Source organism: Vibrio sp. R10-SG3-ISO10, from assembly GCF_059834185.1.
Genome location: NZ_JCBDHG010000020.1, coordinates 611,694 through 636,486, shown reverse-complemented (window position 1 = coordinate 636,486; position 24,793 = coordinate 611,694). Strand labels below are relative to the sequence as shown.

Sequence of the window (24,793 nt, the reverse complement as noted above, 5' to 3'; positions counted from 1 at the left end):
TTTATTTTTGTTTGGCAGTTTCTAGATAGATCATAAACAAGCGAGCATCTAACTCAAGTTGATGATAGTCAGGCTCCATATGGCAGCAGAGCTGATAGAAGGCTTTGTTGTGATCTTTCTCTTTTAGGTGGGCAAGTTCGTGAACCACTAACATGCGAAGCAGTGGCTCAGGTGCATTCTTAAACACACTGGCAATACGAATCTCATTCTTTGATTTAATTTTGCCGCCATGAACCTTAGCCACATAGGTATGTAGCCCGAGAGCATTGTTGATAAGGTGAATTTTGTTGTCGTAGATGACTTTGCTCAAATGCGCCGTCTTCTTCATGTAGCGGTTCTTCAGCGCCATTGTATATTCAAACAGCGCTTTCTCACTCTTTATGGTGTGGTTGTCTGGATAACGTTTTTCAAACCACGCCGCCAAGCGCCCCGAATCTACCATTTGAGTAACGGGAGTAACGATATGTTCTGGGTATCCTTGAATATAACGAAGTGCGGGATTCATAGTGACTGTCATGGCGTTGAGCGTAAATAAAGGGGCTCAAGTCTACTCTATTCGTACTTGCCATTCACGACCTTTTCATTAAACTCTGCGCCTAATAAACGAGTAGGAACAAACCATGAAACGACTTGTACTGTACGTAAAAGACAAATGCCCACACTGCAAAGATGCTCAGCGCTACCTTGATTCAAAGGGCTATCAGTACCGATTAACCAACGCCAAGATGCAGCGTGGCCGTAAAGAGTTAGACGCAATTGGTGCTCGTTCACTACCTGTACTTAAGATTGGCGACCGTTATATGATTGGCTGGAACGCAAGTAACTTTGAGAAAATGTACAAGTCAAAGGGTTAATAAAACAGCTTACTAACGAAGTGCGGATTATCGGTGAGCACTTCTAACTCGGATAGATCATCGAGCACAACTAGGTGCTCGATTCCACTCATGCACACCTTGATACACTCTTGCTTCTCTTCGTTACGAGCCGTATCTAATGCTTCACCTTCAACGTAAACACCAGATTTGAGGTGCAGCCTTACCGGATAACGGTACATGCACACAATTTCGATATAATCGTAGTCGTTACAGCTAATCATAATCTCCCTCAAATCATCAATCTTACAAATGCACTTAACGCTCTAGTAACATTAGATACATGATGAACCTTATGGTTCAACAGATTTACATAAACCTGACAAAACTATTGATTAAAGATTGGAGCGAACATGGGGCTTATAGCAGCCCGCCTCCTGATCATAAACAAACTCAACTTCATTCCTAATGCTCTCAAGCTTATCTTTCTGATAATGCGACACGTAGAGCAGTTGGCTAAGGTTTTCTTGCGCTATCAATTCTAAGGTGTTTTTAACTAACCTTCTGCCCAGATAATCTAGCCCTTGATATGGCTCATCCAAAATGAGCAAAGCCGGTTGTTTCACAATCGCTCTGGCAATCAAAAGCAGTCTCTGCTGACCGTATTCCAGTTGTCTAAACGAGGTGTTGGCATACTCACTCATGTGAAGTATCTCCAACCATTCTCGCGCCACTTGAATCTCTTTTTTACTTGGCTGCTGATATAGACCGATCGAATCGTAAAAACCTGACAAAATAACTTCAATGGCTTTGCAACTCACTCGATATTGAAGATGCAGTGCCGAAGAAACCATACCGATGTTCTTTTTAATTTCCCAAATCGACTCGCCTGATCCTCGCTGATTACCGAAGATTTGAATGTCGTTGGAATAACACTGTGGGTGATCACCGAATATTAGACCTAACAGAGTACTTTTACCGCACCCGTTCGGACCTTTGATCTGCCAATGTTGGCCGTTATCTATTCGCCAGTTTAAGTCTGTAAAGATGGTCTTCTCGGTATAAGCGACCTTACCATTACGAATTTCGAACACTGGATTGTCGAAGTGGTGCTCGTGTTGATACCTGTGAATCAAATCCAGCATCTGCTCACTTTGCTGTTGAGATTGAGCTTTAATCTGACTAATGACAGGGTGAGCTTCCCACTCACTTCTACCCATAACACTTTCGAGCTTACCGTGGTTAAACAGTGCGATTTGTTCAATCCAGTCTGGTATATCTTCCTCGCGATTGAAGGTCACTACCATTTGAGTTGATTTGACGAGTTGGGTTAAATAATTGGCGAGTGAAGCGCGATGGGCAATATCTAACCCAGTGAAGGGGTTATCAAGAACAATCAGTTCCGGTTCAGTAGCGAGTGCTCGGGCGAGCATGACGCGACGAGTTTCCCCAGTAGAAAGAACTCGAAATCCACTCTGCGCCAGGTGTGACAGATCCAAATCGACAATCAGTTGCTCAGTAAGTGAGTCAGATAGGCATTGCTCAAAAATCAGTGAATATACGCTTGTGCCTTTATCGACTTTGTCTAGAAAATCGGTGTCATCTTTGGCAATTTCTTCTTCAAGCAATCTCTGCTGCTCTACTAAAGAAACTTGAGCAATCTTGCCAGAGCCCATTTCCAACGACTCTGGAGAGACTTCATATTCTCCACAGAATAAGCACCCTAACGCCGAACCAATATCCCCTTCGGTACTAAATACCCCCCAAGATTGCCCTTCAGCAATTTTCCATTGAGCAATTGCCAATTGGTTCGTGCCAGATTCAATGTCGAGGTTATTGATGCTTATTTGCATAGAATGGTTTCCCTACCCTTCAGTCTAAGTTTATTGAGTAGACCCAAACTACTCCAACTCTTGCCCAAGCGCGATAGAGAAACAACAAAATGTGATATTTGCAGAGACTTAGTAATGCTAGGCGTATTGCTTCACAAACTCGATGAAGGTTTTATCGGCTATTGATAGGTAACCATCTTTTCGCCACGCTAACGCCAAATCAAGCCGAACCCTGTCATGAAAAGGGACAGCGACGACATCTTTCTCATGTTGTGTCACTAGCTCCAGTAATGCCGTGATGGCAAACTCATGTTTGACGATACTCAGAATCATAGGCAACAAGTTAGTTTCAAACGAAAATTTCATCTCTTTACGGCATTGGGTCGCTTGGTTTTCAATAAAATCTCGATGGAAGTAACCAGGCTTGAACATCACCAATTCATGGTCAAAAAACTCTTCAAAGCTGATTGATTTCCGCTGAGCAAACTCATGCTCTTTGGACACCACCGCCACCATTTCTGACTGTAACAAGTGATCGGTTTCCAGATCCTCAGGTACATTTTCATCGTTGATGACGCCAATATCCAGTTCACCATCAAGCAGCATTTGTCGAATTGAACGTGTACCTGCATCAACAAGAGTGAGCTTGAGATTTGGATAACGGCTCTTAAACGCCATCAAGACTTCCGGGAAGAAGTACGAGCCCATCATACTAGGAGCACCGAGCCTAACCTCTCCTTTTTCAAGGCCCTTTAACTCATTAATGGCTAACTGCGCATCATCGAGCTGCTGAAGAACCCGCTTTGCATGGTCATACAAAACAGCGCCTTCATCCGTCAATGAGACTTTTCTATCTTCTCGTCGAAACAGCTCAACACCCAAGCTCTGTTCTAGCTTCTTAATTGAAATACTCAGTGCTGGTTGAGCGATGTGCAATGCTTTTGCTGCGTGAGTAAAATTTTCGTGGTCAGCAACCGCAACAAAATGTTTGAGATGTTTCGAGTCCAATCAAATCACCATATAAAAAATATATCAGGTTAATATTTTTAATATATTTTATATATCATCAACGGACTGATATTTTGCTCACATAAATAGGGTCTGTTGACCTTTTGAGCTGATTTTTGCAGCAGTTTGTGGATTCTTTATGCAAGGCAGAGGCTTTGAATTGTAGTTGCTCTACCTGATAAGCCGATAACACAGCAGAAAGGAGCCACAAACGCTGCCCGAAGGGTTCGGCTAAAAGCGTTTTACTCTTTGTTGAGAGGTGTTTTGCTTAGAATGACTAGGCGACAAACCTCTCGCCTCGATTAAAACGCTTTTATCTCGAACAAAATTTAACCGCAAAAGGTCAACAGACCCTAAACTCTACTGCCAAAGCCACTTATGATTGAGCTAAAAACCAAACAATATCGGCAAGTTACCTTTAGCCTCGCTTTAGGCTCTTTTCTCGTTTTCTGTAATCTTTACTTGTTTCAACCCATGCTGCCCTACATGGCTCAGCACTTTGAAGTGACAGAAACGCAAGTTAATTGGGTGTTCGCAGCAAGTACACTTGCCTTATCCGTCTCTTTGGTTCCTTGGGCGGTGGCTTCGGAATCCATTGGGCGTCGAAACGTCATGCTGCTTGGCCTGATCGCTATGCCCTTTATTGGTTTAGCAATGCTCATCAGCGAATCGATTGTGATGCTTGTTTTACTTCGAGCTTTGATGGGCATTGCACTAGCCGCTTTTGCGTCTGTTGCTGTGGCCTACATGGTGGAAGAGTTGTCAGTCAAAGCGTTTAGTCAAGCCATCGGCGGCTATATTGCGGCTAACTCTTTAGGTGGCATCACGGGGCGTATTGTCGGTGGTACCCTAACCGATGCGTTCGGCTGGCAACAAGCGGTCATCAGCATGGCAGCATTCACTCTGATTGGCGCACTTGTGGTCGCATTTAGCTTGCCTAAACAAAACAATTTCACTCCACAGCGCGGGATGCTTCGCTATCACAATCGCGCTGTGGTTAAGCATCTACAGAACAAAACAATTTGGATTGCGATGTTGATAGGCGGAGTAAACTTCGCACTGTTTGTTAACCTCTATTCCGTGATGGGATTCCGTCTCGTCGCAGCGCCGCATAACTTACCGATCGGTTTAGCATCACTGATCTTCCTTTGTTACCTCTCTGGTACCTTAAGTTCTAAACTGACTTCAGTATGGAGTAAACGACACCAGAGCGTCTCTGGCATGGTAACGGGAACCGTCATCAGTCTATTAGGTATGCTTGTCGCCTATGTGGATTCTTTAGCCTTTATGATGATGGGATTACTGCTCATTAGCTTCGGCGCATTTTTCACCCACACCTTGGCATACGCCTGGGTCAGCCAGAAAGCCACACACGCAAAAGCTACCGCGACCGCGCTGTATCTTGTTCATTACTATGTTGGGGGCAGTATTGGCGGTTTCTTCTTGATCTACTGTTGGCAACACGGCGGATGGAGCTATGTTATTGCTGGGGGATCCTTACTCTACGCCACTATTTTTGCTCTGTGCCGCAAGCTATCAAAATGGGAAGAGCACAAGCCACAGCTTGAAGATTCTGCTATTCTTGCGCCAAATTCTAAATTGGAAGCAAAATGACCACCAATAGCTCAATCCAAACCGATGTCGAAGAAGTGAAAATCGCCGTTAATCAATGGCTCGATGATGTCGTAATTGGTCTTAACCTATGCCCTTTTGCCGCAAAACCACAACGTAATAAGCAGATCAAAATCTTTGTTAGTGAAGCGACCAAAGAAGAAGCGTTACTTGAAGATATCCTAGCCCAGCTGATGGAGCTAGACGCAACCGAACCAGAAGAACTAGAAACGACGCTTGTTGCCGTTCCTAATATGTTGAGCGACTTTTACGACTACAACTTGTTTATTGACTGGGTTGAAGCACTCATCCGACAGCAAGAGTGGGAAGGTATTTTTCAGTTGGCGACTTTCCACCCTGATTACTGTTTTGGCGGTGCTGAACCACAAGATGATGAGAACCTCACCAATCGCTCACCGTACCCGGTGTTTCACCTTATACGTGAAGAGAGTATGGAAAAAGTCCTCAAGCACTACCCTAACCCAGAGGCGATACCGGATACCAACATTGCCCGAGTGGAGTCACTCACAGAACAAGAGCGTAGGCAGTTGTTTCCTTATTTGTTTCGCTAAACAGCCTCATACTAAAAAGCGCCACTCGGGCGCTTTTTGTGTCCTATTTGAGTAGCTCACTGTGAGCGGCACTGGAATCACACCAACTCGAATGGACCGAGGTATTACGCCCCGCTTCTTTTGCGGCATAAAGGTTATCATCTGCAACATGGATAATCTCATCCAACGTGGCTTTATCACATTGCTCACCTCGTAAATTGGCAAAATCGAACTCACACGAACCAATCGACACAGTAATCGGCTTGTCATCCACTTCTATACTGTTGACACAGATTCGCATCTTCTCAACCAACTCACGCCTAACTTCAACTTCTCGCTCTGGAAGCCAAACTACAAACTCTTCGCCACCAAAGCGAGCAATGAAATCACTTTCTACTAACTGGGCTTTAATGGCTGTCGCCACTTTTTTCAGAACATTATCGCCAACTTGATGCCCGTGAGTATCGTTAACACGCTTAAAGTGGTCGATATCGATTACCGCTAGTGTTCCCTTACCACCCGCACGTTTCATTCGTTCGATGTCTAGGTGGACGGTTTTGAACATACTGCGACGGTTGGCAACCCCCGTTAGGGCATCGTGATAAGCTTGATACTCTAAACGCGCATTCAGCTGCTGCAAACGCTCTTCCTGTTTCCTACGAATCAGCTCTACTTCGATCCAAGACGCCATCAGCTTAAGCGCATCTACATCGATCTCTTTAAACTTTCGCGGATATGGCACGGCGGAAGAAAAATTCAGCGTTCCAAAAATCTCATCATCAATGAAAATTGGAACGCCAATATAGGATTCTAAACCAAATGCTTGATAGGCAGGGTGTGTCGCATACTTATCGTTTTCGCCCATATTTTCAATCATGACGGGGCCGTATGAACTGCAGGTAATTTGACAATAGGTATGGTCGTATTCAAACGTGTCGCCCACCGCTAGCTCTACGCCTTCGGGAGTTACACAGTGAAGCACGGTATATTTGTTGCCTTCGATGTGAGACAAAATGCCGATATCAAGATCGAAGCGCTCTAACCCCATCATAATCAGTTGGCTTACCTGAATATCAAACCCTTTCTGATAGTCATTAGTGATTTGATACAAACTGCGTATCACTTTCTCACTTTCACTCTCTGCGACCATAACTTTCCACCAATTAAGAATCTTATTATTTAAGATAGAGTTAGCGAAATCTTTAATGCAACTGTTTTCTCATTTTGCCGCCTAAATATTTGCCGTTCAGCCCATTAATTTCTATCGCTACATGGCGAGACCTAAACGGCTTTGGTAGTATTGCTCAATCTTACAGACATCCGGATTAATGGATATGCACCTTTCAAAACTGACCAACGATATTTTTGATCACCTTTACCGTGACATTTCTGAGTTTCGTAGTACTTTCGATTTACCTGTAGCTTCTCCTGAAAGTTTAGACGATAAAGCAGACACGCTGCACACTTCTCTAGCTATCGAAGAGCTAACAGAACTTGCAGAAGCGGATAATAAGACAGAACAAGCGGACGCGATTATCGACAGCGTTTATGTTTTGATGGGACGTTTGGTGCACCTAGGCCACGATAAGATTGAAGATAACCTCGCGATCAACTACCTCATCGACTTACTGCTTAATGTTGCTGTAAACCGAGGAATTAAGTTCTTACCATGTTGGGATGAAGTGCATTCAAGCAATATGAGTAAAGTATGCCGCAACGAAAAAGAATACGCGGAAACCGAAGCGCATTATGCAGAGCAAGGCATTAAGCTGATGGCGGTACAAAAAGGTGATTACATCATCGCAAAATGTGCTGAAGACTTTGTTTCAGAAGGCAAGACAATTCGCCAAGGCAAAGTGCTGAAATCGGTTTACTACCGTCCTGCGGATTTAGCACCACTGACCAAATAGATAAAAAGACGCCACCTTTGGGTAACCCCTTAGGTGGCGTAAGCTGCCATAGTCAAAACATGGCTTCATCAAACTTCAGATAAGTTCCCACCTACAGTCACTTACTTCCGCTTGAATCCGCCTAACAAGAACGAGAATGTATCGTTCTTAGTGTTGCCAATAGTGTGCCAATTTTGCAAAAACCTTAACTATTTGATTTTAAACACAATTAAAAATCCACCGTCACGCACTGTGTGTAGACACGATCGATTTAAGTGCAAGGCGCACCAAAGATAACCCTTTAGTGGTAACTAAAAGCAGTTGATCTTAAAAGCTTAATCAAACAAAAGGACGGGAGAACCTTCGACAACTACACGCTTGACCTCAGTTCTAAATACTCGCGACAACTCAGAGACAGATAACACCTCATCTACCGCGCCAACATTTTGCAGCACCCCTTTCTCTAGCAACAGTGCTTTATCCGCATACTTAAGTGTACGATTGAGATCGTGGTTAGACATAAGCACAGTAATGCCCATTTCTGCGACACGCTGTATCAGTTTATACAGAAGCGTTTCTTGACCAATATCGAGGGGGGCTGCGGGCTCGTCGAGAACCAGTAATCTTGCGTGGGGGTTTAATGTTGGCCAGATCTGCAAACAGATCGCGCACAGCCTGACTCTTTGCCATTCACCACCAGACAAATGATGTATCGATCTATTTAGCTTGTCATCAATCTCTAATAAAGTCGCAAGCTCTTCAATCACAGCTGTTAGCTCAGAAGAATCAGAAGATACTAGCGCTGGTAAAGACAAAGATAGGTAATGCACCACATCAAGGTTGAATGCAGGTCGGTCACTTTGCGCCAGAAATGCCCGAGTACTTGATAAAGCTTCAATAGAGGCACCTTTCACCTTCTGGTCGAAGATCTTCGCCTCGCCTTCAAAGTCTAATAACCCCGCGACGGCGGAAAGCAAAGTGCTTTTACCACTACCGTTAGGGCCAATCACATGTAGGATCTCTCCCGGCATCACCTCAAAGGAAAGTGGTAGCAATCGCGAACCAACAGAAAGGCTATTAACGTGAATCATGATTACTCACCAGCATCCAAATAAAGATAGGGGCACCTATTGATGTAGTCACGACACCTAATGGTAACTCGGCAGAGTTGAGCGCCGTACGAGCAATAAGGTCGGCAAACACCACTAAGGTTGCCCCTGCAAGGGCCGAAATTGGCAATAGATAGCGGTTTTCGCTACCGAATGCGAGCCTAAGTAGATGAGGGACAACCAGACCAACAAAGCCGATGACTCCGCCCAGTGCAACCGCACCGCCGACTAAGACTGATACGGCAAAAATCAGCTTCCAACGTGCTTCATCGACATCAACACCAAGTTGCTTAGCATGCTGCTCTCCCATCATCAGCTTATCTAGCAATGTTCCTTTACAACATAGCCAGATAAGTACCGGGATCAAAATCAGCGTTAGCACGTGGTGATACCAACTGGCAGCGCCGATACTGCCCATTAGCCAATACATGAGCTGACGTAGGCTGAGGTCATCACTGAAATAAAAAGCCCATGTGACCACTGCGCCAGAAAGGATACCTAATGCTACCCCCACCAGAAGAAGTCGTGTCGTGGTTAAACGCATTCTCTTTGCTACAAAGACTAGAAGCAGGGTAAACGCTAAAGCCCCCACTACGGCAGCAAGCATAAAGCCAACTGGAGTTGCCAAAGCGGGGATAAAGAATAGCACCAGCACCATAAGCACACTGGCGCCACCGGAGATACCTAACACTCCTGGTTCGGCAAGCACATTGCCCAATAATACTTGAAGTACTGCCCCAGAAACGGCCAATGCGGCGCCAACAGCAATTGCGGCAAACAACCTCGGTAGACGAAGCTGAAGAATTAATTGCTCCTGAAGAGAAGAGAGCTCTTGAAAGGGAGAAATGAACACCTCGCCAACAACCAAATACAAACTGCTGATGAGTAATAAGGAAACGATAAACAGTAGGCCAAAGCGCATCCACCTTTGACGCCTACGTTCCAAGAGCTGAGTAAATTCCATGTTGTCGCTAAATAGCCGGGTAAACCCTAAAAAATAATGGCTTAACGATACCGTTAAGCCATTAAAATAGAAAGCCTCTATTGATTTTAATCGTAGACTATCTGCCCTTCTTCATAGCGAGTTTTCACGGGACAGACCATCAATGCCGCACGTTGACCAATTGCAACATGTCGGTTTGGAAAGACAATCGCCTCACCTTCATTTTTCGCCATTAATGGTTTATCTCCATCATGACCAAACACTTCGCCATGCTTAAATGCGGTAAAGTTTTCAACGTTATCGTCAAAGAGGAAGTCAAAATCATCATGAATTCGCACGATAGTGCGGCTGACACGATACATGATCGGTTTACGTGGTAAATGCTCAGATTCGCTGCTTGAGACGAGGTCGCGTAACGCTAAGTCAAACGCGACGAGTTTATCTAACTCATTTTCGCCAATTTTAGCCACTCGACCGAGCTCCACAGTCAGAGCTTGAGCACCAAAGTTCTCAGCACTGAACCAACTAAAGGTGCTTGAAGGCGCGTTAGAGAACATCACTGCTTCTAAGTGCGCGCTAGAGACAAACTCCATCAAGGCTTCGCTACGAACTGGGTGGCGAACTTTAGGGCTAACGACAAATGAGTAATGCTTCGATAAGCGAATCGCACAGTGCAAGTCCAAGTGCCAACGTTTATCTTGCGGCGTATCTTGATAAAACTCGGTGACGACTCGCTTAAGATCCTTCGCGATCTCAAGCTCTTTTGAAGGCTCATACTCTTTATCATCAAACAGACGATTTAGATTCATCTCGATAAATCGAGTGTGAGCATTGGTCGCTTCTGGGTGAGCGTTAATAAACAGCAGCCGTTCAGTAACAGGCTGAAAACCAGTTTGAATGTCTGTAATGATTTTATCGACAATTTCCATCGGTGCAGTTTCATCGCCATGAATACCACACGAAATAATGATGTGCTTACTCTCTTCAGAAAGATTCGCTGGAATCACCTCCAGCACACCACGTTGATGTAATTTAAAGACAACTCCACCAGCAACTGTCATCTCACTTGCTGGCATCTCTTGTTCTAAGTCTAAGCTGTCAAAAAGAAAAGATTGGCGAAAGAGGGTTTTCGTCATGCGCTACTCCTTTATTGCACAGCGGGTATGTTAATGAATTGTTCAGACAAATTATGTAGGAGCGATCCCACTTATTGACACAAATCCTGTGCCTCATCGTAATTTATCAATTTCCTCACTAAGGGGAGGAAAAGAAGGCTCTCGCTGTACAAATTAGCCGAGCTTCCGCCCGGCTAATTGATATTATCATGATTTTAAGCTGTTTATTTTTGATCTAGCAACAATTCAAACTCATCAATCTTCGTTTTTACTCGATCAATGCTCTGTTGCCAGAACTCCGCTTGCGATAAATCCATGCCAAGATGTTTATCTACTACCTCTTCAGCCATCATAGAGCCCGTGTCGCGCAACAGGTTAACGTAGTCACTGTAGAAGCGCTCACCTTTGCTTTCGCGCTGGGCGTAAACACCGATACTAAATAGGTAGCCAAACAAGTATGGATAGTTGTAGAAGCTCACTTCAGAGATAGAAAAATGCAGCTTGCTTGCCCAGAAGTATGGATCTGGCTCTGACATAGAGTCACCATACCATTCGCTCCACGTGTCGCTCATAAGTTCACACAACTGCGGTGCGGTCAGTTCACCTTCATTGCGCTGCTCATAGAAACGTTTTTCGAACTCGAAGCGGACTGGAATATTCACCATTAGTGCATAGCAACTTGAAAGCTCTTCCCACAGCATTTCTAACTTTTCTTCGCGATTTGCCACTTGCTCTAACAAGTAGTCGCGAACAACGTTCTCAGCAAAAATAGACGCCGTCTCTGCTAACGTCATTGGGTAGCGAGTCTGGCAAAGAGGCATATCACGCATAACCCAGTTGTGGAATGCATGACCCAGTTCATGTGCTAGTGTTAGAAGATCTGAGCGACTGCCGCCCCAAGTCATAAACACTAGGGGTGTGCGTGTGGCAGCGAATTTCGTGCAATACGCACCTAAACGGCGGTTTTCTGTTGGCTCAGCATCAATCCAACCGTTTTCAACCATCAAATCGACAAATTCTGCCATCTCGGCATCCACTTGCGCGAAGGCAGCACGAATGATCTCAATCGCTTGGTCAAAACTGTAAATCGTAGGTTCGGCCTCGGTTAAGCTTGGCATCCCAGCAAGGTGGTTCCAAGGACGCATCTGTTGTAGCCCGTGAACTCGCGCCATCAACCGCCCTGCTTTTTGCCCAATACCGCGATTGCCTTTTGCAGTCGACATCATGGCGTCCAGCGTCGCTGCTTGAATTCGGCTACCATGCAAACTTGGATCTAAGAAATGAACATCTTGCTTCGTCGAACGTTTTTGGTATTCAGTGAGTCGCCAACCTGCAAGAGCATTTAAAATGGCCGCAAATGACTCTTGGTTGTCTTTCATCGCAGATTGGATACCACGCCAAGCTGGCTCTTGTTGTTCAAAGTCAGTTCCGTACAAGATGCTAGCGGCTTGCGAGAAACCGACTTTGCTTTCTTGTCCATCTGCGAGCGTGACCTGCAGCGACCCGGTGATGTTGTCGTACAATCTGCCCCACGCATCACGTCCGTCGACTTCCATGGCCGTAAGCAATTGCTCTTCAGCCACACTAAGCTTGGTAGCCGCGAGCTTACGAGTACAATCAATCTGAAATGCCTGACCAGCAACATCTGGGCTTTCATGACTTAGAACATCATCAATAAAGTTATCTGGTGCGTTGGTCAGCGTATCTTCGTAAGGGGCAAACGCTTGAGATAGCTCAGAGCTTAGTTTTGCCACTCTGCCCACTAACCCTTTTGCCAGAGCGTCTGTCGCATCAATAGAGGCATGACACTGAGCAAAAGTATTGATTGTTGACAGTAGCTTGCCTGCTGCTTCACTGGTTTGAATGGCATTTTGTGTCACAGATACCGACTCACGATTGTCTACGTGCGAGCCAAGAGCTTGAATACACTGTTTGATCAATTCGATATCTTGTTCAATTTTTGGGTCATTAAGGTTTTGATAAGCGATGGATAAATTCCAGCTAGGTGAGGTCATGTTATTTCCTTAGCTATCCGATTAACGGTTTCCCTATCGTGCAGACGCGAAAGTAGTCTTGGTCTGCTTTGGTAATTTGTATGTGAGTTAAAGATTGATGAGCAATGTTTAAAGTCGAGTAGAGAGCGGCATTGCTCCAATCTAACTGGAGTATCTTTGCAAGAATCATTCTAATCGTACCGCCGTGACATACGATTAATGTGTCTTTATCGACAGTTTTGGCAAATGCGTCCCAAGATGCTGAAATTCTGAGGTAAAAATCGCCAAGCGGTTCAGCCTCTGGCAGTGGGTTTTGTTTTGGGGCTTTCCAAAACGCATCCAATAAATCCCATGACGACTTCGCCTGTTCAAAAGGAACACCATCTAATTCGCCAAAGTAGGTCTCTTTCCAATCAGATTTAACAACAAGCTTCAATTCAGGCTTTTTAGCATGGATAAGCTTTGCTAGGTCACTGCAACGTTTGAGTGGAGAAGTTTGCACAGTCGAAAAATCGAACTTCTCTTCGAGTAAACAGCGGCAAATTTCTGCTTGCCTTTCAGGTGCAACCTCAATATCAGTATGGCCATAAAGTGCGGGCTCACCGACTGTTTTTCCATGACGAAGTAGATAGATATTGATCGTTTTAGTCACGTTGGCACTCATCAGCTTTTATCAAAGTCATTGGTCTCTTTCAAAGTCATCGGTAAACCTGCGGCAACAAATGTCACCTTATCTGCAATCTTGGCAATCGCTTGGTTCATCCAACCTGCATGATCGACAAATAAACGCGAGATTTCTCCCAGAGGAATCACCCCTAGCCCAACTTCGTTCGAGACAAGCAGTATATCCGCTTTCGACTGTTGAAGAGCGAGAACCAGCGCCTCTACCCGCTGCTTAATCTCAAGCTCAGTAAGCGTTTCACCCTCGTTATAGATGACGTTATTCAGCCATAAGGTCAAACAATCTATCAGTATCACATCTGAAGAATTAAACTGCGGGATGAGCTTAACTAAATCAACGGGACACTCATGCTCGACCCAACTCTCTCCGCGCGAAGCTTGATGATGTGCAATGCGATTTTTCATCTCATCATCAAATGCAATCGCAGTCGCCACATAGTGTTTCGTTTTATGCGCGCTCATCATGTCAGTCTGAGCTTCTGCAAAACTCGATTTGCCCGAACGGGCACCGCCTAAAACCAAATGAATCGTCATTAGCTGTTTACCTGTATCGCAATCAAGGTGAGATAAATAAGCAACTCGCCAATTTGCTGAGCCGCACCTAAGCAATCACCAGTAAACCCGCCGATGCGTACTGTTAACCAACGCTTAAACAGCACCCTGAATGTTAATACCACAGCCACTAGCCAGACCGTTGTGCTTAAACCAAGCATCAAACATGGCAGTAGACCTGTCGTCAGCAGCACCCATAACTCTACTCGTGACTGTTTTTGCGCTAAAGGTTTGCTCTTACTGGTGTCTGTGTCACTCACATAGGGCATATCGTAGATAAGCGACGCAGCGACAGCTCGGCTTAACGTATAGGCAACCACCACAAACAATAAGATCGACTCAAACTGGATCAGCTCAGACAGTAAAACAAACTTACCAAGCAGTACCATGACCAAGGCGCTAGCCCCGTAGGTGCCGATACGGCTATCTTTCATAATGGTAAGACGGCGCTCAATCGTCATACCTCCACCGATGCCGTCTGCCATATCGGTTAATCCATCTTCATGGAAAGCCCCTGTTAGCAACAGGCTAAACACCATCATTATGAAGATAGAGACGCTCGCAGGGAAAAGCAGTTGAGCAATCCACAGCACCGCAGCGCACAGGCTTCCCAATAATAAACCGACCAAAGCGAAGTATCGCCCTGCTTGGTTCATTCGCTCTTCGCTGTAAGGGATGTTTTTCGGCATTGGGATTCGAGAAAAGAACCCCAATGCAAGCACGAATAACTGATATTGATTTTTGAGTGAAGGCATCAGTCGACCACGACTCCTGCTTCTTCAAAGCTTGCCATATGGTTATAAAACTCAGTCGCAGCATAAACTAACGGCATCGCTAGCACTGCCCCTGTCCCTTCACCTAATCGAAGCGAAAGATCCAATAAAGGTTTGGCGTCGAGTTCAGACAATAAGTGTTGATGCCCCGCTTCATGCGATTGATGAGCGAATATCATGAAATCGCGGCAGTTTGGATTAATCAGTGATGCAGCATAAGCAGCGGCTGAAACAATGAAACCATCGACAATGACTGGTATTTGGCGTTCTGCTGCGGCGAGGAAACCGCCTACCATCTGAACAATTTCAAAACCACCGACTTCAGCCAGCACTTCGATAACGCCCAAACCTTTACAGCGCGAGACACCTTTTTCAACCAATTCGATTTTCTTCGCTAACTGTTCGTCAGTGATACCGGTCCCACGACCGACACACTCCTCGGCATTTTTACCACTCAGAGCACTTAGAAGGGCGGCGGCACTACTGGTATTGCCAATACCCATTTCACCAAACATCACTAGGTTTGAACCAGAATCGATGATATTGGTTATTAACTGTTTACCCAAATCAATGCCATGCTGCGCCGTTTCAAGGCTCATCGCGGCTTGACGAGAAAAGTTATTGGTACGCTCACCGAGTCGCTGAACAATAAACGCACTGGATTCATGCTCCACGGGTAACAGGATTCCAGTATCCACCACTGTCAGCTCTACTTGGTTGGTTCGGCAGAAACAGTTAATTGCTGCGCCACCAGCTAGAAAGTTAAGTACCATCTGTTGGGTAACTGCACTCAGTGCAATACTGACGCCTTCGTCGGCAATGCCATGGTCTCCGGCAAAGACAATCGCGGTCGGCTTAGTTACTTCAATAGCGGTGACGACTTCACTTCTACCCTGACTCTGAATCAATGCGATTTGATGGGCAAGGTCTTCTAATTGACCCAATGCACCGAGTGGTTTGGTTTTTTGGTTAATACGATGCCAGATAGCATCTGAATGAGTTTGGTTTAGCATAGTATTAATCTATTTAGGTCGAGCAACAGAGAAAACGTTATTAAGCGTGGCATATTGGCTACCACCTAAACGCGAGAGAGGGTTCACTTTAAGTGCATCAACCACTAAGCGGTCGCTGCGCTCGCCGATAACCTCTGGCGCAATATATACTTTTTCAATTTCGGCGAAGATAAGGCTTTGTGGTGTTTCACCGATCTCTTTCACTTCATACAATTTGCACGCAAACGCAATAGGACAGTCTTTAACCCTCGGTAAATCAAAGCCATCAAAATCCGTCAGCTCTATCCCTGTTGCTACAATTTCAGACTCACCATGTTCAAGCGTTGCAGCAGTTTGAGTCACATCATTGGCAGAATCATGATGAGCGATATGAATAACCATTTTTCCGGTTTCTAAGACATTCCGTGTTGTGTCTTTCACCTCTCCTGAAGGCTTTTTACCCACAGAAAACATCAACAAAGGCGGGTTACTTGAAACGGCCGTAAAGTAAGAAAATGGCGCAAGGTTGTAGTTGTCTTGTTCTGAATCGGTCAATACCCAAGCGATAGGTCTTGGAATGACGGTTTGTGTCATCAAATGATAAATTTGGGTGGGGGCCAGCGTGCTGAGCTCGATGTTCATCCCTTTTCCTTTCTGAGCGGTTCCTATTGGCTTGAGTGTAACTTGAAATCAAACAGTTAACACGCTTTATCCATGGTTCATTGACCTCGTCAATTTGCAAAACGATTCCGAATTTGACCACAAAACTGAAATTTTTCGCCAAATACGCCTATCTTTTAGGTTAGGGAGAGCGTTTAAAACGGCACAAACTGTGCATTAAATTTCGTCGTGACATTGTTTTCTCCCGATTGATAGTGCAAGGAGGTTTTATGATTGCCAATCAACATTCGAAAAAACAAAAACAGAACAAACCACAACAACGCAACCAAAAGAAAGTCCCTCTATCATTAACATAAACCGTAGAACAGACCTCGCCCAGTGCGAGGTCTAATTGTTCCAACTACTCTTCTCACTCAAAACTGCGGTACAAGTTTCTTTCTTGGTGCATCAACCTTGTCGCAGATCACAGACTTTCCTGCTTGATTATAAGATGCTCAACCATTCGTCAAAAATGTACTTTGAAGATAGGCTTGTTCACCTTGGATAACTCAAACAACATCACTGTAATTACAGCGGGCAGTACGGGGCTGATCGGTAATGAACTGATTAAGCAGATGTTGGAACGCGAACCAATTGAGCATATTTACGCCCTGACTCGTCGTAAACTTCCCTTCTTCCATTCCAAGCTTGAAGAAATTCAGCATCCAGAACTGCGCATCCAAGAATGGGATGAAGACAAACCACGTCCAGAGTTTGGTTTTATCTGCCTAGGCACAACACTCAAACAAGCAGGCTCCAAACAAGCATTAGAAAGCATTGACTACCAACTGGTGTGCGATGTTGCTCAAGAAATGAAGCTACTCGGTGTAAAGCAGTTAGCCGTCGTCTCGAGCTATGGAGCATCTGCCCGTTCATTTTCTCACTACTTACGATGCAAAGGACGCATGGAGCTAACCATTGAGCGCATGGGCTTTGATCGTGTCCTCTTCGTTCGTCCAGGTCCTTTAAAAGGGTTACGAGAACAACCACGTAAAGACGAAGTCGTCACCCAAACCATGCTGAAGATTTGTCAGCCACTAATGATTGGTCCGCTTGCCAAGCTCATTCCGATTGAAGCCTCTGACGTAGCATTGGCGATGCAGTATCTGCTTTTTTCCCACTCCAATAAAAAACGAGAAACAGCCGATAGCGTTGCGATGCGAAAAGTGCTTAAAAAGTATCAATAAACCGCTCAATTTCACTGTTATGTGAACATCTTCCGCACTTAATAACCGTTAGCTATATTTAATGCCCTTTTGTGACTTCAATTGGGTATTTCAAATCATTACCCTTCATACCGAATCAAATTCCATAAGATATTAATTCTATCAATATCATCATTAAAAACTAAAGGATATGTAAATATGTCAGTAGTGGTTATCGCTTCGCTAGCGGTATTTGTTGGCATTCTCTTTTTCCTCTATGGACAGCAGAAAAAAGAGAACACTTTATCGCGTCTCGTGTTACTTGGTCTCGTCTTTGGTAGTGCTTTCGGTTTAGCGTTACAGCTCATCTTCGGCGAAGGCAATCCTGTTATCGCTCAAACGCTAGAATGGGTAAATGTGGTCGGTCGTGGCTATGTTGGCCTGTTGAAAATGATCATCATGCCATTAGTATTAGTGTCAATGATCGCAGCGGTTGTTAAGCTAGAAAAAGGTGGTGCGCTGGGTAAGATCTCGGGGCTCACTATTTCAGTGTTACTGGCAACGACGGCTATATCCGCTTTGATCGGTATCGTTGTCACTCAAGCCTTTGGTCTAAGTGCTGAAGGTTTAACGGAAGGTGCCCGCGAAACAGCACGTATCGCAGCCCTAGAAACGCGTGCCGATCGCGTGAGTGACCTCACCATCCCACAAATGCTGGTTAGCTTTATTCCAACCAACCCGTTTGCCGACCTGACAGGTGCCCGTTCTACTTCGATCATCGCAGTGGTTATCTTTGGCGTGCTCACTGGTATTGCAGCGCGTAAAGTAATGGCTGAGAAGCAAGAGCTGGAATCACCAATTCGCACGTTTGTCGAAGCGGCTCAATCTATTGTTATGCGTTTAGTTAAGATGATCATGGCACTTACGCCTTATGGTATCGCTGCATTAATGGCAAAAGTAGTTGCGACCTCAAGTGCCTCCGATATTCTTAACCTGTTAGGCTTTATTGTCGCTTCTTATGTTGCGATTGCGCTGATGTTCGTTGTCCACGGTGTGTTAGTCTCTTTTGTCGGCGTGAGCCCTAAAGAATACTTCCAGAAGATTTGGCCAGTGCTGACTTTCGCCTTTACTTCACGTAGCTCAGCGGCAACGATTCCTTTAAACGTTGAAGCGCAAATCAACAAGCTACGCGTTCCACCAGCAATTGCTAATCTATCTGCTTCGTTTGGTGCCACTATCGGTCAGAACGGCTGTGCAGGTATCTACCCTGCGATGTTAGCAGTCATGGTCGCACCAAGTGTTGGCATCGACCCAATGGACATCAACTTCATTCTTTCTTTGATTGCCATTATTGTGGTTAGCTCATTTGGTATCGCAGGTGTAGGTGGCGGCGCGACGTTCGCAGCTCTTATCGTGCTACCTGCAACGGGCTTACCTGTAACGATTGCCGCGCTATTGATCTCTATCGAACCACTTATAGATATGGCACGTACCGCATTGAACGTATCGGGTGCCATGACAGCAGGTACCATTACCAGTCGCTTAATGAAGCAAACCGTAAAAGATGAAGAGCTAGAAACCCAGCAAGCGTAACGCTCTACTCTTATTAAAACGAAAAATGGTCGACAACAGTCGGCCATTTTTTTGAGTAAACTAAAGGGATTTACCATCCCGATTTCAAGTAAACACCGACTTCCCTCAACTGAGCCCTAAGGTCGAGCAACTGAACGTAAGTCACTATTATTTGAAACAAAGCGCCTATACCTGCCGCAAACATTATTCCAATCGAATACCCTGACCACCAAGCGTTATCTGAATGGTTTGTCATGCTAAAAAACGTCAATGCAAACCAAACAAAGCTAGTGGTATAAAGCACAAGTTCATTGCAGCTAACACGATAGGTATTCGTCGCAATGTCATACCTAATTTTCACTTTAGAGGTAACCGTACCCAACTTAATATATATCGTATTACCGCCGCTTTCATATTCTATGCTATTAACGTCTAGCACTCGCTCAATCCGTTTGAGCATGTTCAACCGCCTTATGTAACTAGTCTTAGTACACAAAAGATTAATGGAAAACATATTTCATATCTTTTGGTAGACAAGCTTTCACGATTCACTTCACGCAATCTAGTGTCGATCGCCAGAATCTATTTTCGCTCAAGCCACGACGAAAAAACTTCTCCCACATCGAGTTGAGTTTCTTATACGCTCAATAGAAGTAATTTACGTGATATTAGCGGTCTAAATATGTTGATTTTTATCAAGCTCAAAGCAGTTATTGCCCACTAACACGCTTAAATTGGCACAGATTCACACAAGCTAGATCTAAATCTCTACGTTCCTTGAACAGCGGAAGCCGTTTGCTATTTTTATGCGCAAATCCACCTAAAAATACAAACGGACAAAACCGTCATGAAGAAGTTACTCTTACCAGCCCTTATCACAACACTATTTACTGGTCCTGCTTTCGCGCTTACTGATGCAGAACTCCAAGCCGCTATGGCTAAGAAACTAGAAATACAGTTAGAAAACAAAGAAGCTGCTCAATACACCGCACAATTCATCCTGAACAACCTTCTAACGTGGAAAGGTGAAGAGTTACCTTTAAGCGAAGCGGATAGTATCTTAGCTTATGCATTTGGTAATCGATTACTTCCGAATGGCAATCAAGTCCCAGGTCCCATGAACGAAGCACTCGCAGACACTGTAGTCGAGATTTACAACAAAACAGGTAAACCAGTCTATGCACAATGGGAAATCGCTCAATCAATCGGTGACAGAATTCCAGCAAAAGATCTTCACTCGATCAACCCAGTGATTGCGAAAGACGGTACCTTAACTTACCTGAGTACCATAGGTGTGGCTCAAACTGCCGTAGATCTTGCAGGTGGCGACTTGGGTAAAACTGTTGTTGTTGGATTTTACGAACACAGCCTACGCACAATCAACACATCTAAAGATTTCGGGATTGATGCCTACGCGCCACAAGGAATCGAACTACCTCATGACTACGACTCGCAATCTGGTCAGGCGTGGACTCGAGATGTCAAAACTTTCATTATGCATGAAGTGAGAAACCGTGGTACCAACGAGCGCACTCGCCTGATTGAAGAAGCGATGAGTAAAGCTAATTAGTCTCATCTGAAGCTACGTGTAAAAGCCAAAACCTATAACGTGTAGTTGCACAGGATTATGAACGAGCCACTTTTTCCTTACAAAGTGGCTCTTTAATTAGTCAAGAATTCGAATACTGCGGGAATATGTGCAATCTCGTTTGCCTTGAGATTACGGCAATGGTCTAATACCGACGTAGATTTCAAACCCTTGGTAATAAAGACAATGCAGCAAGAGCATCAGCCTACGTTTTTCTTTTTTGATTACGAGACGTGGGGTACTAGCCCAGCGAAAGATCGACCGTGTCAGTTTGCGGGTGTTCGTACCGATATGGACTTCAATATTATTGGTGAACCTCTTGTTATTTATTGCCAGCCACCTGCGGATTATCTTCCAGCACCGGAAGCCGCGTTGATTACAGGTATTACTCCGCAAACTGCGGAAACCCAAGGTCTTTCAGAGCCCGAGTTTATCGCAAAGATCCACGAACAACTGGCAACACCCAACACCATTAGCTTGGGCTATAACAGTATCCGATTCGATGATGAGGTAACGCGCTACACCTGTTACCGAAACTTTATCGATCCTTATGCGTGGAGCTGGCAAAACGGTAACTCTCGCTGGGATTTGCTTGATGTCATGCGTGCTTGCTACGCGCTTCGTCCAGAAGGAGTAAACTGGCCTGAGAACGATGAAGGTTTTATCAGCTTTAAGCTTGAGCATTTATCTGTTGCCAATGGCATTGAACATGAAAACGCGCACGACGCTATGGCGGATGTTATCGCGACGATTGAAATGGCCAAAAAGGTGAAAGCGGCTCAACCAAAATTGTTTGATTACTTCCTAAGCATGCGTCACAAGCGCAAGTTGAATGAACTGATCGACATCGTGAACATGACCCCCTTGATGCATGTTTCAGGTATGTTGGGTAAAGAGTGCAATTACACTAGCTGGGTTGTTCCTGTTGCTTGGCACCCGACGAATCAAAACGCAGTTATTTGTGTTGATTTGGCGAAAGACCCGCAAGCCCTATTGGATTTGGATACCGAGCAGCTCAATGAGCGACTGTATACTAAGCGTTCTGACCTTGCACCTGACGAGCTCCCAGTCCCTGTTAAGCTTATCCACCTCAATAAGTGCCCTATTCTCGCTCCAGCAAAAACACTCACTGCTGAAAACGCAGAGAAGATTGGTATTGACCGAGAGAAATGTTTAGAGAACTTAGCACTTCTACGCCAACACCCTGAAATTCGTGAAAAGCTGATTGGTGTTTATGGCATTGAGCGGGAATATGAAAAGAGCAATGATGTCGATAGCATGCTCTACGATGGTTTCTTCTCTCCTGCAGATAAAGCGGCGATGAACATCATTCGTGAAACTGACCCAAACAATCTATCTGCGCTTGATATTTCATTTAGTGATGACCGCATTGCGCCATTGCTGTTCCGTTATCGCGCGCGAAACTTCCCATGGACGCTCGATGAATCAGAGCAACAACGATGGGCAACGCACTGTCGTGACTACTTCGAAAGTCGTATTGAAGACTACATGCTAAATTTGGAAAACTTAGTTCACGAACATGAAAGTGACCAAAAGAAAATCGCTATTTTAAAATCTATCTACCAATACGTACAAAAGCGAGTATCCTAGTAGTCAAAATTAAAAATAGTAACCAAGTCCTGCACCCTACAACCTGGCCTAACTCTCTAAATACTAATCAAAACTCTAAGTTAGGCATTTGAATAATTCGAGCCTTCAGCACTCTGGAGGTTCTGCAGTTGGACGACTCTACACTATGGCGAAAACTTTGCTTCAATACGTCGTATCTATGGGGCTGATATTTTTGTGCCTTGTCGCGGGCATTAATATTCAACACTTATTAGGTATCTCTATTCCTGGCAGCATCATCGGTATGCTGATTTTGTTTGGTTTGCTTGCGAGCGGACTCGTGCCTTCAGACTGGGTTAAACCCGGTGCCTCTCTCTTTATTCGCTACATGGTGCTGCTATTCGTCCCTATCAGTGTTGGCTTGATGGAGCATTTCGATATGCTAATCGCTAACGCCTTACCGATTTTAGCAAGTGCTGTAGGTGGTACTCTCATCGTACTGGTCATTTTGGGGTTAATGCTCGATCGCATGCTTAAAGGAGGACAAAAATAATGTGGTTACTTGTCACTATTGTTGTTTTCTTTGCCGCACGTTGGCTATGCCAAAAAGTTAAAAGCCCTTTTATGAATCCTTTATTGGTGAGCCTAGCCGTTCTCATTCCACTGCTGACTTACCTGAAAGTGCCATTTGAAACTTACTATGCCGACAATCAGTGGATTAATTATCTACTGCAACCAGCAGTAGTCGCGCTGGCTTATCCTCTATATGAGCAATTACCACAGATCCGAGCCAATTGGCGTATCATCATGCTGGCGTGCGGTGTGGGCAGTATCATGTCGATGTTTACCGCAAGCATGATTGCCGTTTACTTAAAGGCAGATATTTCTCTAATCGCAAGCTTGTTGGGTAAATCAGTGACCACACCGATTGCGATGGAGGTTTCGAGTCACCTTGGTGGTGAGCCCGCCATCGCTGCGATACTGGTTTTAATCGTTGGCCTGTTCGGTGCGATTATGGCTTATCCGATATACAACCTGCTTAACATCACTCACCCTATTGCCAAAGGGCTCACGATGGGGACGGTTTCCCACGCGCTGGGGACAGCAACCTGCGCTGAGAAAGATGGTCAAGATGCGGCCTTTAGCTCTCTAGCACTTGTGGTGTGCGGTGTTATAACCTCAATCCTAGCACCTTCTTTCTTTACCTTGGCAGTCTGGTTGTCAGCGTAAGTAATTGATGTCGAGCTGCAACTAGCGGCTCGACGCACATCACTAATTTCTCGCCTGTAATCGTTATCATGTGTGACATCACTCAAATAATGCAACAGACAATATCGTTACAATATATTTTGTGATCTTGATCGCCGAATAATTCTCATCTTTACATAAAATGTAATACCAATATCGGAGTTTACACACCAGTATCTGGCTCTAAACTCAAAGATATCAACGATGTTTATTAAAGGACTCACTATGAGAAGCCGCATTGAACAGGCGCTATCTGAAGTGCCACAAAACGTAGCAGATTTCTTATCTCCTATTCTTCTTGCTGACGATTTTGACGCGACGATTTCTTCAGAGCAATTTGAGCAACTCCTCGCTATTTCAGGTCTTGATGACGCAGAACTACGAGTATTGCTACTTCCATTTGCAGCCGCTTATTCCTATGCTCCGCTTTCTAAGTTTTATGTGGGTGCAATTGTTCGCGGCCTATCTGGCAAACTCTACTTCGGCGCGAATGTCGAGTTTGACGGCGTTCAACTAGGGCAAACCGTTCACGCAGAGCAATCAGCCATCAGCCATGCGTGGATGAAGGGTGAACAAGGCGTTGCTGACATCACGATCAACTACAGCCCTTGTGGTCACTGTCGTCAGTTTATGAATGAGCTTTCAACCGCTAACGAGCTAAAGATCCAACTGCCGAAACGTGAAGGTCAGCCACTTCATTACTACTTACCAGAATCGTTTGGCCCTTCAGATCTTGGCATCGAATCCGCATTGATGACCTCTGTTGACCATGGAAAACAGACACAAGAGCAAGATGAGCTATTACAACTGGCCGTCGCTGCCTTAAATCGTAGCCATGCCCCTTACACACATAACTTAAGTGGTGTCGCGATTAAGACCAAAGATGGCAAAGTATATCAAGGCGCATATGCAGAAAACGCTGCATTTAACCCAAGCCTACCGCCACTTCAGGTTGCGTTGATCCAGTTACTGTTAGACCGTAAGGAGCTCGACAGTATTGATTCTGCGGCCTTGGTAGAAGCAGAAGACGGTACTATAAGCCATCTAGCAAACACGCAAGCGACGCTAGAAGCACTAAACCCTGATATTCCAATCACTTACTTGGAACTTTAAACTGAGAAAGGCGCTAAATTAGCGCCTTTTTTGTAT

General features: G+C 44.9%; 26 protein-coding genes. 11 read left to right on the top strand and 15 right to left on the bottom strand.

All coding sequences use genetic code 11. The features are described 5' to 3' along the window. Position 1: 1 nt before the first annotated feature. Entirely contained in the window at positions 2–505 is a 504-nt protein-coding gene (locus AC6R16_RS12985; protein ID WP_500674625.1) for a M48 metallopeptidase family protein, read from the bottom strand. Between the two features lie 115 nt (positions 506–620). On the opposite strand from AC6R16_RS12985, the gene AC6R16_RS12980 reads away from it, so the two are divergent. Then, entirely contained in the window at positions 621–854 is a 234-nt protein-coding gene (locus AC6R16_RS12980; protein WP_004748350.1) for a glutaredoxin family protein, read from the top strand. Here AC6R16_RS12980 and AC6R16_RS12975 read toward each other — a convergent pair. From AC6R16_RS12975 to AC6R16_RS12965, 3 genes are all read right to left on the bottom strand, one after another. Further along, positions 851–1,096: a Rho-binding antiterminator gene (locus AC6R16_RS12975; RefSeq protein ID WP_171324053.1), complete on the bottom strand. Its 246-nt coding sequence runs from the start codon at positions 1,094–1,096 to the stop codon at positions 851–853. The genes AC6R16_RS12980 and AC6R16_RS12975 overlap by 4 nt on opposite strands. Positions 1,097–1,207: 111 nt before the next feature. Then, the gene (modF, locus tag AC6R16_RS12970; RefSeq protein ID WP_500674624.1) at positions 1,208–2,665 is read right to left on the bottom strand and encodes a molybdate ABC transporter ATP-binding protein ModF; all 1,458 of its coding nucleotides are present in this window, start codon (positions 2,663–2,665) and stop codon (positions 1,208–1,210) included. Positions 2,666–2,782: 117 nt separating this feature from the next. Continuing rightward, positions 2,783–3,652 carry a LysR family transcriptional regulator gene (locus AC6R16_RS12965; RefSeq protein WP_500674623.1) on the bottom strand — a complete coding sequence of 290 codons (870 nt, stop codon included), beginning with the start codon at positions 3,650–3,652 and terminating at the stop codon, positions 2,783–2,785. Positions 3,653–4,030: 378 nt separating this feature from the next. On the opposite strand from AC6R16_RS12965, the gene AC6R16_RS12960 reads away from it, so the two are divergent. Together AC6R16_RS12960 and AC6R16_RS12955 are read left to right on the top strand one after the other, a co-directional pair. Continuing rightward, positions 4,031–5,266 carry an MFS transporter gene (locus tag AC6R16_RS12960; RefSeq protein WP_425666772.1) on the top strand — a complete coding sequence of 412 codons (1,236 nt, stop codon included), beginning with the start codon at positions 4,031–4,033 and terminating at the stop codon, positions 5,264–5,266. Then, the gene (locus AC6R16_RS12955; protein WP_500674622.1) at positions 5,263–5,835 is read left to right on the top strand and encodes a DUF1415 domain-containing protein; all 573 of its coding nucleotides are present in this window, start codon (positions 5,263–5,265) and stop codon (positions 5,833–5,835) included. Before AC6R16_RS12960 ends, AC6R16_RS12955 begins: the two co-directional genes overlap by 4 nt. Positions 5,836–5,878: 43 nt before the next feature. On the opposite strand, the gene AC6R16_RS12950 is transcribed toward AC6R16_RS12955, so the two are convergent. Further along, the gene (locus tag AC6R16_RS12950; protein WP_500674621.1) at positions 5,879–6,964 is read right to left on the bottom strand and encodes a sensor domain-containing diguanylate cyclase; all 1,086 of its coding nucleotides are present in this window, start codon (positions 6,962–6,964) and stop codon (positions 5,879–5,881) included. Positions 6,965–7,148: 184 nt separating this feature from the next. On the opposite strand from AC6R16_RS12950, the gene AC6R16_RS12945 reads away from it, so the two are divergent. Further along, positions 7,149–7,724 carry a nucleoside triphosphate pyrophosphohydrolase family protein gene (locus AC6R16_RS12945; RefSeq protein WP_500674620.1) on the top strand — a complete coding sequence of 192 codons (576 nt, stop codon included), beginning with the start codon at positions 7,149–7,151 and terminating at the stop codon, positions 7,722–7,724. A gap of 314 nt (positions 7,725–8,038) precedes the next feature. Here AC6R16_RS12945 and btuD read toward each other — a convergent pair whose 3' ends face one another. The 9 genes from btuD to AC6R16_RS12900 form a co-directional block, all read right to left on the bottom strand. Beyond that, a complete protein-coding gene (gene btuD / locus AC6R16_RS12940) occupies positions 8,039–8,794 on the bottom strand; it encodes a vitamin B12 ABC transporter ATP-binding protein BtuD (RefSeq protein WP_500674619.1) in 756 nt (251 codons plus the stop codon). Beyond that, positions 8,781–9,776, bottom strand: coding sequence for a vitamin B12 ABC transporter permease BtuC (btuC, locus tag AC6R16_RS12935; protein ID WP_500639126.1), 996 nt, complete (start codon positions 9,774–9,776; stop codon positions 8,781–8,783). Before btuC ends, btuD begins: the two co-directional genes overlap by 14 nt. A gap of 86 nt (positions 9,777–9,862) precedes the next feature. Further along, positions 9,863–10,891 carry a succinylglutamate desuccinylase gene (locus AC6R16_RS12930; RefSeq protein ID WP_239855935.1) on the bottom strand — a complete coding sequence of 343 codons (1,029 nt, stop codon included), beginning with the start codon at positions 10,889–10,891 and terminating at the stop codon, positions 9,863–9,865. A 203-nt stretch (positions 10,892–11,094) separates the two neighbouring features. After that, complete coding sequence (locus AC6R16_RS12925; RefSeq protein ID WP_500674618.1) at positions 11,095–12,885, bottom strand: M3 family oligoendopeptidase; 1,791 nt, start codon at positions 12,883–12,885, stop codon at positions 11,095–11,097. A gap of 13 nt (positions 12,886–12,898) precedes the next feature. Then, the gene (locus AC6R16_RS12920; RefSeq protein WP_500674617.1) at positions 12,899–13,528 is read right to left on the bottom strand and encodes a histidine phosphatase family protein; all 630 of its coding nucleotides are present in this window, start codon (positions 13,526–13,528) and stop codon (positions 12,899–12,901) included. Beyond that, entirely contained in the window at positions 13,528–14,079 is a 552-nt protein-coding gene (gene cobU / locus AC6R16_RS12915) for a bifunctional adenosylcobinamide kinase/adenosylcobinamide-phosphate guanylyltransferase (RefSeq protein WP_500674616.1), read from the bottom strand. Before cobU ends, AC6R16_RS12920 begins: the two co-directional genes overlap by 1 nt. After that, on the bottom strand, positions 14,079–14,852 hold the full coding sequence (locus AC6R16_RS12910; protein WP_500674615.1) for an adenosylcobinamide-GDP ribazoletransferase: 774 nt from the start codon (positions 14,850–14,852) through the stop codon (positions 14,079–14,081). Before AC6R16_RS12910 ends, cobU begins: the two co-directional genes overlap by 1 nt. Continuing rightward, entirely contained in the window at positions 14,852–15,883 is a 1,032-nt protein-coding gene (gene cobT, locus AC6R16_RS12905) for a nicotinate-nucleotide--dimethylbenzimidazole phosphoribosyltransferase (protein WP_500674614.1), read from the bottom strand. Before cobT ends, AC6R16_RS12910 begins: the two co-directional genes overlap by 1 nt. A 9-nt stretch (positions 15,884–15,892) precedes the next feature. After that, positions 15,893–16,504 (bottom strand): flavin reductase family protein, encoded by a 612-nt coding sequence (locus AC6R16_RS12900; protein WP_500674613.1) that lies wholly within the window; start codon positions 16,502–16,504, stop codon positions 15,893–15,895. 518 nt (positions 16,505–17,022) lie between these two features. Here AC6R16_RS12900 and AC6R16_RS12895 point away from each other — a divergent pair. Then, positions 17,023–17,709 (top strand): Rossmann-fold NAD(P)-binding domain-containing protein, encoded by a 687-nt coding sequence (locus AC6R16_RS12895; protein WP_500674612.1) that lies wholly within the window; start codon positions 17,023–17,025, stop codon positions 17,707–17,709. Between the two features lie 177 nt (positions 17,710–17,886). Further along, positions 17,887–19,260, top strand: coding sequence for an L-cystine transporter (locus AC6R16_RS12890; protein ID WP_500674611.1), 1,374 nt, complete (start codon positions 17,887–17,889; stop codon positions 19,258–19,260). A gap of 70 nt (positions 19,261–19,330) precedes the next feature. Here AC6R16_RS12890 and AC6R16_RS12885 read toward each other — a convergent pair whose 3' ends face one another. Continuing rightward, positions 19,331–19,699, bottom strand: a complete 369-nt coding sequence (locus AC6R16_RS12885) for a hypothetical protein (protein ID WP_500674610.1) — start codon at positions 19,697–19,699, stop codon at positions 19,331–19,333. A 387-nt stretch (positions 19,700–20,086) separates the two neighbouring features. Here AC6R16_RS12885 and AC6R16_RS12880 point away from each other — a divergent pair, with 387 nt between their 5' ends. From AC6R16_RS12880 to cdd, 5 genes are all read left to right on the top strand, one after another. Continuing rightward, a complete protein-coding gene (locus tag AC6R16_RS12880) occupies positions 20,087–20,809 on the top strand; it encodes a hypothetical protein (RefSeq protein WP_500674609.1) in 723 nt (240 codons plus the stop codon). A 204-nt stretch (positions 20,810–21,013) separates the two neighbouring features. Further along, positions 21,014–22,438 (top strand): exodeoxyribonuclease I, encoded by a 1,425-nt coding sequence (gene sbcB, locus AC6R16_RS12875; protein WP_500674608.1) that lies wholly within the window; start codon positions 21,014–21,016, stop codon positions 22,436–22,438. Between the two features lie 145 nt (positions 22,439–22,583). Further along, a complete protein-coding gene (locus AC6R16_RS12870; RefSeq protein WP_500674607.1) occupies positions 22,584–22,949 on the top strand; it encodes a CidA/LrgA family protein in 366 nt (121 codons plus the stop codon). Then, positions 22,949–23,626: a CidB/LrgB family autolysis modulator gene (locus AC6R16_RS12865; RefSeq protein WP_239855689.1), complete on the top strand. Its 678-nt coding sequence runs from the start codon at positions 22,949–22,951 to the stop codon at positions 23,624–23,626. The genes AC6R16_RS12870 and AC6R16_RS12865 overlap by 1 nt, the downstream gene beginning before the upstream one ends. A gap of 243 nt (positions 23,627–23,869) precedes the next feature. After that, a complete protein-coding gene (gene cdd / locus AC6R16_RS12860) occupies positions 23,870–24,757 on the top strand; it encodes a cytidine deaminase (protein WP_500674606.1) in 888 nt (295 codons plus the stop codon). Positions 24,758–24,793: the final 36 nt, after the last annotated feature.

Coding starts and splice junctions, on each gene's coding strand:
- AC6R16_RS12985 (WP_500674625.1), bottom strand. CDS start 505: ATGAATCCCGCACTTCGTTATATTCAAGGATACCCAGAACATATCGTT.
- AC6R16_RS12980 (WP_004748350.1), top strand. CDS start 621: ATGAAACGACTTGTACTGTACGTAAAAGACAAATGCCCACACTGCAAA.
- AC6R16_RS12975 (WP_171324053.1), bottom strand. CDS start 1,096: ATGATTAGCTGTAACGACTACGATTATATCGAAATTGTGTGCATGTAC.
- modF (WP_500674624.1), bottom strand. CDS start 2,665: ATGCAAATAAGCATCAATAACCTCGACATTGAATCTGGCACGAACCAA.
- AC6R16_RS12960 (WP_425666772.1), top strand. CDS start 4,031: ATGATTGAGCTAAAAACCAAACAATATCGGCAAGTTACCTTTAGCCTC.
- AC6R16_RS12955 (WP_500674622.1), top strand. CDS start 5,263: ATGACCACCAATAGCTCAATCCAAACCGATGTCGAAGAAGTGAAAATC.
- AC6R16_RS12950 (WP_500674621.1), bottom strand. CDS start 6,964: ATGGTCGCAGAGAGTGAAAGTGAGAAAGTGATACGCAGTTTGTATCAA.
- AC6R16_RS12945 (WP_500674620.1), top strand. CDS start 7,149: ATGCACCTTTCAAAACTGACCAACGATATTTTTGATCACCTTTACCGT.
- btuD (WP_500674619.1), bottom strand. CDS start 8,794: ATGATTCACGTTAATAGCCTTTCTGTTGGTTCGCGATTGCTACCACTT.
- btuC (WP_500639126.1), bottom strand. CDS start 9,776: ATGGAATTTACTCAGCTCTTGGAACGTAGGCGTCAAAGGTGGATGCGC.
- AC6R16_RS12930 (WP_239855935.1), bottom strand. CDS start 10,891: ATGACGAAAACCCTCTTTCGCCAATCTTTTCTTTTTGACAGCTTAGAC.
- AC6R16_RS12925 (WP_500674618.1), bottom strand. CDS start 12,885: ATGACCTCACCTAGCTGGAATTTATCCATCGCTTATCAAAACCTTAAT.
- AC6R16_RS12920 (WP_500674617.1), bottom strand. CDS start 13,528: ATGAGTGCCAACGTGACTAAAACGATCAATATCTATCTACTTCGTCAT.
- cobU (WP_500674616.1), bottom strand. CDS start 14,079: ATGACGATTCATTTGGTTTTAGGCGGTGCCCGTTCGGGCAAATCGAGT.
- AC6R16_RS12910 (WP_500674615.1), bottom strand. CDS start 14,852: ATGCCTTCACTCAAAAATCAATATCAGTTATTCGTGCTTGCATTGGGG.
- cobT (WP_500674614.1), bottom strand. CDS start 15,883: ATGCTAAACCAAACTCATTCAGATGCTATCTGGCATCGTATTAACCAA.
- AC6R16_RS12900 (WP_500674613.1), bottom strand. CDS start 16,504: ATGAACATCGAGCTCAGCACGCTGGCCCCCACCCAAATTTATCATTTG.
- AC6R16_RS12890 (WP_500674611.1), top strand. CDS start 17,887: ATGTCAGTAGTGGTTATCGCTTCGCTAGCGGTATTTGTTGGCATTCTC.
- AC6R16_RS12885 (WP_500674610.1), bottom strand. CDS start 19,699: ATGCTCAAACGGATTGAGCGAGTGCTAGACGTTAATAGCATAGAATAT.
- AC6R16_RS12880 (WP_500674609.1), top strand. CDS start 20,087: ATGAAGAAGTTACTCTTACCAGCCCTTATCACAACACTATTTACTGGT.
- sbcB (WP_500674608.1), top strand. CDS start 21,014: ATGCAGCAAGAGCATCAGCCTACGTTTTTCTTTTTTGATTACGAGACG.
- AC6R16_RS12870 (WP_500674607.1), top strand. CDS start 22,584: ATGGCGAAAACTTTGCTTCAATACGTCGTATCTATGGGGCTGATATTT.
- AC6R16_RS12865 (WP_239855689.1), top strand. CDS start 22,949: ATGTGGTTACTTGTCACTATTGTTGTTTTCTTTGCCGCACGTTGGCTA.
- cdd (WP_500674606.1), top strand. CDS start 23,870: ATGAGAAGCCGCATTGAACAGGCGCTATCTGAAGTGCCACAAAACGTA.